9 protein-coding genes are annotated in these 13,161 nt (G+C 45.1%); 3 read left to right on the forward strand and 6 right to left on the reverse strand.

What is annotated here, in order from left to right; all coding sequences use genetic code 11:
* Positions 1-14: 14 nt before the first annotated feature.
* Positions 15-857, forward strand: a complete 843-nt coding sequence (locus tag SFSGTM_RS09000) for a peptidylprolyl isomerase (protein WP_162084859.1) — start codon at positions 15-17, stop codon at positions 855-857.
* A 62-nt stretch (positions 858-919) separates the two neighbouring features.
* Positions 920-1,156 (forward strand): RNA chaperone Hfq, encoded by a 237-nt coding sequence (gene hfq / locus SFSGTM_RS09005; RefSeq protein ID WP_162084860.1) that lies wholly within the window; start codon positions 920-922, stop codon positions 1,154-1,156.
* Positions 1,157-1,218: 62 nt separating this feature from the next.
* Here hfq and pepN read toward each other — a convergent pair whose 3' ends face one another.
* Genes pepN through SFSGTM_RS09030 form a run of 5 tightly spaced genes read right to left on the reverse strand, consistent with a single transcriptional unit; the run spans position 1,219 to position 10,326 of the window.
* Positions 1,219-3,858 (reverse strand): aminopeptidase N, encoded by a 2,640-nt coding sequence (gene pepN, locus SFSGTM_RS09010; protein ID WP_162084861.1) that lies wholly within the window; start codon positions 3,856-3,858, stop codon positions 1,219-1,221.
* 9 nt (positions 3,859-3,867) lie between these two features.
* Entirely contained in the window at positions 3,868-5,844 is a 1,977-nt protein-coding gene (locus SFSGTM_RS09015) for an ABC transporter ATP-binding protein (RefSeq protein ID WP_162084862.1), read from the reverse strand.
* Complete coding sequence (locus tag SFSGTM_RS09020) at positions 5,844-7,208, reverse strand: ABC transporter permease (RefSeq protein ID WP_162084863.1); 1,365 nt, start codon at positions 7,206-7,208, stop codon at positions 5,844-5,846. Before SFSGTM_RS09020 ends, SFSGTM_RS09015 begins: the two co-directional genes overlap by 1 nt.
* On the reverse strand, positions 7,205-8,182 hold the full coding sequence (locus SFSGTM_RS09025; RefSeq protein ID WP_162084864.1) for an ABC transporter permease: 978 nt from the start codon (positions 8,180-8,182) through the stop codon (positions 7,205-7,207). Before SFSGTM_RS09025 ends, SFSGTM_RS09020 begins: the two co-directional genes overlap by 4 nt.
* Complete coding sequence (locus SFSGTM_RS09030; protein WP_162084865.1) at positions 8,179-10,326, reverse strand: ABC transporter substrate-binding protein; 2,148 nt, start codon at positions 10,324-10,326, stop codon at positions 8,179-8,181. Before SFSGTM_RS09030 ends, SFSGTM_RS09025 begins: the two co-directional genes overlap by 4 nt.
* Positions 10,327-10,400: 74 nt before the next feature.
* On the opposite strand from SFSGTM_RS09030, the gene fabI reads away from it, so the two are divergent.
* Positions 10,401-11,186: an enoyl-ACP reductase FabI gene (gene fabI, locus SFSGTM_RS09035; RefSeq protein ID WP_162084866.1), complete on the forward strand. Its 786-nt coding sequence runs from the start codon at positions 10,401-10,403 to the stop codon at positions 11,184-11,186.
* Between the two features lie 46 nt (positions 11,187-11,232).
* Here the strand turns inward: fabI and SFSGTM_RS09040 are convergent, their stop codons facing one another.
* Positions 11,233-13,143, reverse strand: coding sequence for a SurA N-terminal domain-containing protein (locus SFSGTM_RS09040; RefSeq protein ID WP_162084867.1), 1,911 nt, complete (start codon positions 13,141-13,143; stop codon positions 11,233-11,235).
* Positions 13,144-13,161: the final 18 nt, after the last annotated feature.

A 13,161-nucleotide genomic window follows, 5' to 3' on the forward strand; every position in this document is an offset into this window, starting at 1 on the left:
CTAAAGGAAGATCAATGAAATTGAAAAAACTCACTATCGCAACCGTTTGTGCTTTCGGTTTAACCGCGCTGACAGGTTGTAATGCAGCTGAAGAAGCTAAACCTGCCGTTGCTGCAACCGCACCTGCAGCGCCAGCTGCTGGCAAACCATTAGCAGTCGTGAATGGTGTGACACTTTCACAAACTCAATTTGAAGTGTTAAAACAAGAACGTGCAGCCCAAGGTCAGCCTATGAATGACCAAACTGCAGCGGCATTACGCGAAAGCATGATTAATGCAGAAATCTTGGCACAACAAGCTAAAAAAGCCGGTTTGGACAAGGACAGTGATTATATGGCACGTCTTGACTTAGCTAAAACCCAAATGTTAGCGCAGGCTTACATCGCCAACTATGTCAAAACGCATCCAATTGCTGAAGCTGACATGAAAGCTGAATACGAAAAAATCAAGACCATGATGGGTACTAAAGAATATGAAGTACGTCATATATTGGTAGATAACGAAAGCGATGCCAAAGATATCATTGCTCAGCTAAATACTAAAAAAGCAAAATTTGAAGATTTAGCCAAGAAAAAATCTAAAGATTCATCTGCAGCTAGTGGTGGTAAATTGGGTTGGGTTGCGCCTGGTAATCTAGTAAAGGAATTTGCTGATGCAATGGTTACCTTGAAAAAGGGCGAATATACCAAAACACCAGTACACAGCAAATTTGGCTGGCACGTTATCCAAGTTGATGAAATTCGTGACTTAAAAGTCCCACCATTTGAACAAATCAAAGATCAATTGCATAATGATATGGAACAACAGGCAGTGAAAAAATTAGTTACAGATTTACGTGCAAGTGCTAAAGTAGAATAAACAAAGTGTTAGCTTGTGCCTGGTTGGTAACAACCAGGCACAATTTATCCCATTTTAAGTGGATGACAAAAATGAAAAACCTACAAGACCAATTCCTGAACGCTTTACGTAAAGAACACATACTCGTATCGGTATTCTTAGTAAACGGTATCAAACTCGTTGGCAAAATCGAATCATTTGACCAATACATGGTCATGTTGAAAGGTCACGATAACGTGAGCCAAGCAATATTCAAACATGCAATTTCAACTATTTCGCCATCCAAACAGGTGAATATTGACACTAGTAGTGTTGATTAAACATTAACTCTGCACAAATGTACTCAAGCGCGCTGTCACCAACGCGCTTGTCCCACCAAAGCCTATTTCAACATCTTTACCACTAACTCCTGCACGTCTTTAGATAAACCTACACTATTCGCCACAGTTAGCAAAGCATCCTGCATGCGCGCCTGTAATGCAGGCTGATACTTACGCCAATGGTCTAACACACGAACCAAACGTGCCGCAACCTGTGGGTTAATCGCATTTAAAGCCAATACCTGTTCTGCCCAAAATGCATAACCACTTCCGTCTTTTGCATGAAACTGTACTGGATTAGCATGGCAAAAGCTGAATATCAAACTTCGTGCTCGATTTGGATTATGTAAATTAAAATCCGGATGGCGCATCAATTGGCGAACCAGCTCTACATCTGTTTTTGGCGAACTTGCTTGTAAACTAAACCACTTATCTATCACCAAAGCATCATCAGCAAAGTCCTGATAAAAATCATTTAGTGGCTCAATTGCACACTCATCCCCTGTACGCACCAAAACAGCCAATGCGGCCAATCGATCCGTCATATTCTGCGCTTCATGTACTTGCGTCAATGCGAGGCTAATCATTTGCTCATCAGCATCGTTGCTTACCAAATACGCCAGTGCCAAATTTTTCAAACCGCGCTTACCCGCAGATATCGCATCAGGACTATAAACACCCATAGTCTGATTCGCTTGATATACTTGATAAAAATCTTTATGCATATGAGCACTTATCTGCTGACGCATATACTCTCTGGCTACATGTATTGCATGCGGATCTATCTCTGCAGACAACTCAGCTAACATAGCTTCCGATGGCAACGTCAAAACCAGTTCACGGAAAGCCGGATCTAGATTCTCGTCATTCAGCACCAGACCTACGGCTTCAAGATACAAACTATCTAGCGACAGTGCCTCTCCTGCTTGCACCGATTTAATCAATTGCATTAATCGCTGCGTTGCCAAGCGCTGCCCAGCCTCCCAACGATTAAATGCATCACTATCATGCGCAAGCAAATGGGCTAATTCAGTATCGCTGTAAGCATATTCCAACACAACAGGTGCGGAAAAATTACGTAATAACGAAGGCGTCGGCAAAGCTGGAATACGATCAAAAACAAAACTCTGCTCAATATCAGTCAGTTCCAACACACAACTCGCTTGTGCTGAAGACTCACCCACTAAATACAACGGCATTTCCTGACCATTGGAATCTAACAGCCCAACGGTAACTGGAATATGGAATGGTGACTTATCTGTTTGCCCTGGCGTGGGCGCGCAGGATTGGCGTAGTGTTAACGTATATTGTTGCAGATCAGTATCATAATGTGATTTAACAGTGACCACAGGCGTCCCAGCCTGACTATACCAGCGTTCAAACTGCGCTAAATCACGCCCATTTGCATCTGCCATAGCCGCGCGAAAATCGTCACACGTCACTGCACAGCCATCATGTCTAGCAAAATACAAATCCATACCTTTACGGAAGCCATCACGTCCAAGTAACGTTTGATACATACGTACAACTTCAGCACCCTTTTCATAGATGGTCACGGTGTAAAAATTATTAATTTCCACATAGCTGTCTGGCCGTACGGGGTGTGCCATAGGTCCGGCATCTTCAGAGAACTGCACTTGTCGCAAGGTACGTACATCGCCAATACGGCTTACCGCGCGCCCGCTATCCGTACCTATCATATCCGCAGAAAATTCCTGATCACGGAATACTGTCAGCCCTTCTTTAAGTGATAACTGGAACCAATCCTGACAAGTCACACGGTTACCCGTCCAGTTATGGAAATATTCATGTCCTACTACCGATTCAATATTGGCATAATCAATATCAGTAGCCACTCTAGAATTCGCCAGCACATATTTAGTGTTGAATATATTTAAACCCTTATTCTCCATCGCTCCCATATTGAAATCACTCACTGCAACTATCATGAAACGATCCAAATCCAGTTCCAATCCGAACCGTTGCTCATCCCAGCGTATGCTGTTTTTCAACGACTCCATGGCGTGTTGAGTTTTATCAAGATTGCCGTCTTCCACCCAAACTTGCAGCAGGACTTCACGACCCGAAGCCAGTATGAACTTTTCCTCCTGACAAACCAGTTTTCCGGCAACCAGTGCGAATAAATATGAAGGTTTCTTAAAAGGATCTATCCACTTCGCATAATGCCGGCCATCATCAAGCACACCCTCATCAACCAAATTACCATTGGATAGCAATACTGAATACTGCTCTGCATCAGCCCTCAGCTCTACCGTATATTGCGTCATCACATCTGGGCGATCTGGGAAATAAGTAATCTTGCGGAAACCTTCAGCCTCACATTGAGTAAACAAATTACCATTCGACGCATACAAACCCATCAGCGTAGAGTTTTGATCTGGCTGAGTTTGTGTAACGATAGACAGGGTAAAGGACTCAGGCGGATTCAGCACTCGCAATCCATCATCATTCAACACATAATCCGTTACCGCACTTAATTCACGCCCATCTAAATGTATGCTCAGCAGGCTTAAACCGTCAGCGTGTAGCAATAGATCCGAACCTGGATTCACCCTGGTCAGTAACATCTCGCTATGCACATGCGTATGGGCTGCATCTAAATCAAATATCAAATTCAGATGGCTGATCTTAAAGGGATAAGGACAGTAATCTTGACGAAATATAGTAGGAATAGTTTGCATAATTGTATTTTAATGAGTGGATAGTAAATGGCAGTTAACGAAATGCGTAGCGCTCAATTGCGTCATACGCGGGTATTGTTGGCGACAGATATCCATCGCCTGTGAGCAACGTGGGTGAAAATGACAGCCTGCTGGTGGATTTGCTGCACTTGCCATATCACCTTGCAGCAAGGGCACCTTAACCTCATGACGCTCTATACTTGGCACGGCAGCAAGTAGCGCCTGTGTATACGGATGTTTAGCGTGCTGCATAATTTCTGCACTGCCACCAATTTCAACAATACGGCCTAAATACATTACGGCAATACGGTGTGCAAGATAATCAGCCACGGGTAAATTGTGAGTAATAAACAAATAACTCACCTGCAATTCAGCCTGTAACGCTTTCAATAAATTGATAATTTGTGCTTGCACAGAAACATCCAGCGCACTGGTCGGCTCATCACAAATTATTAGCTGTGGACGCACGGCTAACGCTCTGGCTATCGCAATTCGTTGACGCTGCCCACCAGAAAATTCGTGTGGATAACGCTGCAAGGCATTGGCGGGCAAACCCACCTGCTCCACCAATCGTTTCATCTGCAGGCGGCGTTGACCTGTATCAGGTTCAACACCCAACGCAACCATTCCTTCCTCCAATATCGCTTGCACACGCATATGCGGATTCAGCGAAGCATAGGGATCCTGAAAAATCATTTGTACTTTGGCTCGCTGTTGCTGTAGTGCAGATGGACTAAGCGCAGCCAAATCTATCCCACCCAACATAACCTGACCTTGCGTAATAGGCTGCAATTGCACAATTGCTTTACCCACAGTTGTTTTGCCGCAACCTGACTCACCAACCAATGCCAACGTTTCACCACTATGGATGGTTAAACTCAACCCATCTACAGCTTTCAACACTCGAGACCCTGTCTGCAACCAGCCACGTTTTAACGGGTAATACACCTGCAAATTATCAACAACTAACATCTCCACCTGATCAGTTTGATCAGGCTGTACCGGTGACGATGCTTCATGTGCTACTGGTGCTGTTTTAAGCCCTGCCTGAGACAACAAATGACAACGTGCACGATGTCCATCAGCAAGTTGCGTCCATACTGGTGACTGCTGATGACACAGATCAAACGCATATTCACAACGGGGTGCAAAGCGACAGCCTACGAAAGTCGTATCTAATGGAGGGACATTTCCAGGGATGTTGACTAACTTGTTTAACTGCCGATTGGGTAATGCCGCAAATAATTTCTGACTATATGGGTGCTGAGGCTGACTAAAAAAAACATCACGTGGTGCAACTTCTACCAGCTCACCTGCATACATCACACCAACCTGATGCGCCATTTCACTGACCACACCTAAATCATGCGTAATCAATAACATGGCCATGCCACGCTGTTGCTGAATATTACGCAACAAGGCTAATACCTGTGCTTGTATCGTCACGTCCAATGCCGTAGTTGGCTCATCGGCTATAAGCACATCCGGATTGCCTGCCAAGGTCATGGCTATCATCACTCTCTGCTTCATTCCGCCTGAAAGCTGAAAAGGATATTCATCCAGGCGATGATGCGCATCAGCTATTCCCACCGACGTTAGCAAATCCGCCGCTTGCTGACGCGCAGCTTTAGCTGATAATGCCGAATGACGAAGCAGCGTTTCCATGACTTGCTCACCCACCGTCAGTACGGGATTAAGGCTAGTCATAGGCTCTTGAAAGATCATACCTATCTTGCCACCGCGTACAGCACGCATCGCTGATTCGGGTAAGGCCAACACATCCTGATCATGTAGCATAACCTGACCTGAACTGACACGTGCCACATCTGGTAACAATCGCATAATCGACAATGCTGTCATCGATTTGCCACAACCTGATTCACCCAGCAGTGCAAAAGTTTGCCCCGCTGCCACATCAAAACTTATGCCATCAACCAAGCGTAATGCGCCTAAACGGGTATGTAATTGTTTAATGGAAAGAACCATCAGTGTGGCCCTTTCGGGTCAAATGCATCACGTACGCTGTCAGCAAATAGATTCGCGGATAACACCAAGGTAAACATGAACCCAAATGCAGCAACCAGTGGCCACCACACTACGGGCTCACGTGCCATTTCCAGACGGGCAGCATTAATCATATTTCCCCAACTTTGCATTGCGGGATCAACTCCCACCCCCACATATGACAAGACCGCCTCAGCCAGTACCAGACCTGAAAAATCCATCACTACGCTGATTAATACTAAATGGTATAAATTTGGCAAAATATGCCGCAGCATAATTCTTATATCACTTACCCCGAAAGCACGCGCAGCCTGGACGTAATCAAGTTCCCGCAGTTTTAAGGTTTCCCCTCGCAACAAGCGACATAAGCCAGTCCAGCTGGTCACACCCAAGATTACACATAAGAACAGCAACCTGAAATCAGTCCTTGCCGCCGAGCTATCAAACAACGCAGCATGAGATTCGATATAGACTTGCATTAACAACACAGCTGCTGCAATCAGCAATACGCTGGGAATTGCATTTAACGTAGTGTAAATATACTGAATCACATCATCCAGCCAGCCACCAAAATAACCTGCGCTGATCCCCAGCAATATCGCAAATGGCAGCATAATCAAGGTTGTCAGCGTACCAATTAGCAAACCCGTACGTATGCTTTTGAGCGTGTTATAAAGCACATCCTGCCCGATCTTGTCTGTCCCTAGTACGTGGTAATGTGTGGATAGACTCGCCATTACAGTCACAACGAGTATCAACAATGCTGATACCCACAATACCGTTCGTCTGGTTGTGTCATTGTCGGCATACCACAGCTCTGACCAAACACGCCGCATACCACGTGCCCATATAATTCCTAAGACTAACCAGACCAGCATACAGATTCCAGCACCCCACAATGCACCACGCATAATCAATTTTGCTACACTGGGCTGCGCACCCTGTGCGATCTCCAAACGTGGGTAATCACGAACAACCGACCCATTTGGCAAAGTAACATTTTCTTTTACATACAAATGCTGAGATAACGGAGCTGAATAGGATTTCTCGTTATGTGCACGTAGCGGCTGCAATATCACATCCCAGACACTGAGTACTTCTACGCTGTATTGAGACTGAGCATGGGCTTCCTGTTGCAGCAATGGTCGATAATGCAGTGAATCCAGCAATGCAATCGTCGTAAATACCAACAACACCATACCGGTTGCGACAGCCATGGGATTACGCGATAAGCGTCTCAGTGCATCCCGCACCTGGCCATCGGCGGGCTGTTTATAAAGCAGTAACCCTATACTCAATACCAGCAAATAAATCAGTGCATCTGTCCATAATACGACGGGCATCATGACAGCCTCACCCGCGGGTCGGCCCAGCTATAGGCAATATCCGTCAACCATAAACCAATGATGTACAGTACAGCACCGATGAACACCATAGCACGCACAATGGCAAAGTCCTGCGCTTGTATCGCATCGATGATGTAGCTACCCAAGCCAGGAATACCGAAGAATGACTCAGTAAGCAAACTGCCCATGAACAACAATGGCAACACCACCACTGCCCCGGTCAATATAGGTATCATGCCATTCTGTAGCACATGGCGAAACAATATACGTGGCTCCGACAAACCCTTGGCTCTAGCTGTGCGAACATAGTCTTTGCCTATTTCTTCCAAGAAAATACTACGGTACCAACGTGCGCCACTACCTAGCCCACCCACTATCGAAATCAAGACGGGCAACAATACAAATCGCCAGGCATCAATTCCCGGTGCAAACCCGGAAATGGGCAACCAGCGCCAAAGCTTGGCAAGCAAAAACTGCCCCGCAATAATATAAAACAAACCTGACACTGACATTAAAATCACCGTCAATACGACACCCAGTCGATCAAGATAAGTGGCGCGAAAGAACACCATCATCAATGCAAAGCTGATATTGACTAACAGTCCAACTACAAATACAGGCACTGCAATGGCGAGACTGGGGCCTGCACGCGTTTTAATCTCATGTGCAATATCTCGGCCATCATCAGACGCGCCAAAATCAAGCGCAAACATACGCAGGGATTTGTTGAAAAAGACGGTATCCGTCAGTGCAGACATTTGTGGCTGTGCCGCATTATAAAATAGAGGCAAATCGTAGCCATGTTCCGCTTTCCACTGGGTTATTGCTTGCTCGGTGACATGTTTGGCACCCAAGTGCATACGCGCCATGTCATCTGGAGTATTCACCACAAAGAAAAGCATAAACGTAAGTAAATTCACCCCTAACAATATCGGAATCGCATCGCGTAATCGACGCAGCAAATAAGCTATCATTTCGCGGTGCTCCGTTCATGTCGTCGCCACGCCCATACCGCTGGCAGCAACAAACCTGCTATCACCAGCCCCATCCACACAAATGGCATGAAAACAGGCTGATTCCATTGCTCGCGTAAGTGTTGCCGTAACGCGGGGTCAATTTTGCGATACTTCAACGTATTGTTAGCAATCACATTAGGCTTAGTCGGTGCAACCCAGGCTTGGCGTAGGCTAAAAGCTTTAGGGAAATAACCGAATAGCCATGGGCTATCTTCACGCACCACAGCCAACATTTGATTGATAATAGCCTGACGTGCAGGCGTGTTATCCAGATATTTCATTTCATCAAATAAAGCATCAAATTCTGGATTTTCGTAATTCGCTGCATTTTCACCGTTGTGACCTACTTTGCTATTAGCGCCATATAACAGGAAAAGAAAGTTTTCAGGGTCAGGATAATCTGCATTCCAACCCCATTCAAAAATCTGTGCATTACCACGGCGCATCTTGTCCTGAAAACGATTGTAATCAGTACCGCGAATCACCAGTTGTATATTCAATTTTGCAAATTGCTTCACCATCCAATCCAGCCTCGCCTTGGCATCTGGGCCGCTAGCTGCAGTATCAAAATAAAGCACCAGTGGTGCACCCGATTTACTATCACGGCCATTGGGATAGCCCGCCTCAGCTAACAAACGCTTTGCATCGGTAATTGGACGACGCACGATCTTGCCATTCACATTTTGATAAACCACAGGGTTCATTCCTGCGACGCCTTCCTGATAACCAAATATCCCTGGTGGAATTGGCCCTTGTGCTGGAATACCACGACCATTGGCAAAGATAGCAATAAACTCTTCATAATCCACCGCAATTGCAATAGCCTGACGCAGCTTACGTGCACGATCTGATAAGCCACCAACCACACTATCTTGCATATTAAAACCCATATAGCGATTGGAGGCTGTCACGGCGGTTACCAGACTCATTCCTTGCGCACTCATTGCATGGGTCAGCTCTGGCTCACCCTGCGCATTAATTTGCACCGCCTGATCAAAACTATCCGAACTTATCCCGGACAAATCATAATAGCCTTGTAAAAACTTATTCCAGTAAGGAATGCTTTCTTTTTCCAGACTGAATACCTCAGCATCAATAAAAGGCATAGCTTTGCCCGCATCACGCAACAACCCTGCTGACTTATCACCCATGTCACCATCACTAGGATAGGCTTCACCATGGTAATTAGGATTACGCGCCAGTACCATTTGTCGATTCGGATCGTTCACTGTCAATTGATAAGGCCCCGTGCCTACCGGATGCCAATCGAGTGTAAAATTATGCTCCGCCATTCCCGGTTGGCTATAAAATGCATCCACTTCAGGTGGCACTGGGGAAAAAAATGGCATAGCTAACCAATAGGCAAACTGTGGATACTTCCCCTTTAAACGTATACGGTAAGTATATCGATCCACCAGCTCGACACCGGCCAATGGATAACGCGTCAAATCCAGATAGGTATTTGCAGGCAATAATTGTGCTTGTTGTGTCAGTACACGATTGAACTCTTTCAAGCCAACTATGTAATCTGCCATCACCCCGAAAATCGGCGAATTAAGCTGTGGTGATGCCAGTCGTTTAATTTGATAAACATAGTCTGCCGCAACTAACTCGCGTGTTCCCACCTGAATGAAATCATGCCAATCGTTAAGTTTCACCCAGTCTTGGGAACTTAAATGAGCATAGCGCAACTGTCCACTTGAATTACGCGCAAACGCAGGGTGTGGTTGATAATAAATTCCAGGACGCACATGTAATTCATAAACACTTTGCGCTATCTTTTGCGCAGGTGCATCATCTGGCAATACCTTACCTGTCACATCCAGATAATGCACGATGGGCAATGCAGTCAAAGTCTGGGGAATCAGCGTATAAGGCCGTTTTAGATAATGATACTGTAATGGCGGCTCGTAAATCTGCGAAATGATTTCGGTTTCATTACTGCTGTATGACAACGCTGGATCTAGGTGTTTGGGACGCTCTTCAAATGACGAATACAGTATATTTGCCCGATTCGTATTAGCAGGATAAGGGCTATTCCAAACTGTGCGCTCACAACCACTCAGCAGCAACAATACTGTTAATAAAAAGATTCGTATCATGGGTATGAGTTTAACCTAGTCACACGACTATGGGTATAATCCTAGTTCTCATTTTATGTATAAGGAAAGCACACATGGGGTTCTTACAAGACAAACGCATACTGATTACTGGTCTAATCAGCGATCGCTCAATTGCTTACGGTATCGCACAAGCATGTCATCGTGAAGGTGCAACTTTGGCCTTTACTTATCAGGGCGAAAAGATCAAAGACCGCGTCACTGCACTTGCCAGCGAATTCGATAGCAGTATTGTTCTTCCATGTGATGTAGCCAGCGATGATGAGATCAATCAGTTATTTGCTGATCTGGGCAAGGAGTGGGACAGTTTGGACGGTATCGTACATGCTATCGCTTTCGTTCCTAAAGTTGCGCTCACGGGTGATTATCTGGAAGCGGTAACACGTGAGTACTTCCAGATTGCCCATGACATCAGCTCATACAGTTTTGCCGCATTAGCAAAAGCAGGCTTGCCGATGATGCAAGGGCGTAATGCTGCAATGCTGACACTGTCCTACTTGGGTTCGATACGTTCTGTACCTAGCTACAATGTCATGGGATTAGCTAAAGCCAGTCTGGAGTCTAACGTCTATTACATGGCACAAAGCCTGGGACCTAAAGGCATACGTGTAAATGGTGTATCAGCTGGCCCGATTAAGACACTGGCTGCCAGCGGTATAGGCGGCTTTAGCAAGATATTGAATCATGTAGAAAAACATGCACCATTGCGCCGCAATGTCACCATCCAGGAAGTTGGCAACACCAGCGCTTTCTTGTTATCCGACTTAGCCAGTGGGATCACCGGTGAAATCACTTATGTTGATGCAGGATTTAATACAACTGTAGGTGCTAGTTTCGATTAAGACATTAAGGTAAGTGCCGAAATATTCACTTCGGCACTTACCTTGATTATGGTGCGGTTTTTTCTAAAGCAGATTTAGCAATTTGTATCTTGGCTGACTTAGTCAAGCTAGCCAAATAGTCGGCAAAAGCCTGTTGAGATACCACATTAGCTAATTGTGTTTGCATAGCAAGCAGTTTGGTAGCATCGGGAGTATTACCAGGCAATACACGTGTAACACGCACCAATTGATAATTTCCATCAACATCCACACCACCAACATAACTCGGCATCGTTTTTTCATCAGCTGCAAAAATCGGTTCAACTAATTTTGGCGTTACTGCCTCAGCATGAGCACGACTAATTAACTCAAATGCACTCCACTTGAGGCCTGCAGACTCTTTACCGGCGCGTAATTCGGACAATACCTGTTCGCCTTGTTTAAGCGCAGCTGCCCGTGTCTGTTGTTGCATTAGCAGGGTAGTAATTTTGCTACTTACTGCTGTCAAAGCCTGAACCGTAGCTGGTTTATAATCCAACAAACGTGCAGATACCAATTTATTAGGCGCAACTTCTATTGCTTCGCTATTGCGCTTATTTTTAAGAACGTCATCAGAAAACAGTGCCGCCAGCATCTTAGGTGAATTCAATATACCAGCACTTACCCCACCCATTTTGCTTACCCAGTCAGAAGTTAAAACGGGCAAATTTTGCGCCTTGGCAGCGGATGCCAATTCTGTTGATTGCTCATAAACCTGATTACTAAACCGCTCAGCAGCGTCTGCAAACTGCTTTCCAGCTTGTTGTTTCTGTAGGTCACTCACAATCGCAGGCTTAACCATTTCAAATGGTTGCGTTTGGGCAGGCTTAATGCCATTCAACATGATGATATGGTAACCAAAGTCAGTTTCAATAGGGCCTCTAATTTCATTTGGCTTCATTGAAAAAGCCGCATCAGCAAATGGCTTCACCATTGCATTACGAGGGAACCAACCTAAATCGCCACCCTGTGCAGCAGAACCTGGATCTTCTGAATTTTGTTTAGCCACCTCAGCGAAACTTGCTGGATTAGCCAGTACCTGTTTGTATAACTGTTCTGCTTTAGCTTTAGCTGCAGCACGTGTGGCAGCAGTAGCATTAGCCGCGACGGTGATTAAAATATGCCGTGCTGAACGTTGTTCAGGCTCGCTATATTTTGCCGCATTCGCTTGATAATATTGCTGTACGCTAGCATCATCTATCTTTACTGTTTTTGCCATATCATCCAGCGACAATACTACATACTGAAATTTTGCTTCTGCAGGCACATTAAAATCAGCTTGATGCGCATCATAGTAAGTTTTAATTTGCGCAGGTGTCACTTGTATCTGTTTCACAAAATCAGCTGCAGCAACTTTAGCCGTGCTAATTTCACGCTGTTGCTCAAACACACCAGCAAACTGCTTAACCACTCGCGATGAAATAACTGATGCTTGCGCAAATGGCACACGCATATCATTCATCAGCAGTTCTTCACGTACGCGATTTTCAAAATCGGCAACTGACATATTCTGCTGGCGCAACACTTGCTCATACCGGGTGACTGAAAACTGGCCATTATCTTGGAACGCAGGTACGGCTCCGATAAATTTAGCTAATTGCGTATCCGTCACGACCATACCCAAATCATGACCTGAATTGATAAGCAGTTTTTGTTTGATTAAATTGTCGAGTATAGATTGGCGCACACTTGGATCATCAAGTAGTGCAGGATCAAAGCCAGGTCCCATAGAAGCAGCCAACTCTGATCGCTGATCCTTTAATGCCCGATCAAACGCTAATCTACTGATCTTTTGACCATTGACAGTTGCTACCGAATTATCGGCAGCATGATTTTTAAAGTAGGAATCTATCCCAAACAAGGCAAATGGTATAGTGATTAAGGCTAATATGACTTTAGCCATCCAACCATGTGTACGTTCACGTATCGAATCTAGCATTCACAATCACACTATAAA

Source organism: Sulfuriferula nivalis (assembly GCF_009937995.1).
Taxonomy (GTDB): Bacteria; Pseudomonadota; Gammaproteobacteria; order Burkholderiales; family Sulfuriferulaceae; genus Sulfuriferula; species Sulfuriferula nivalis.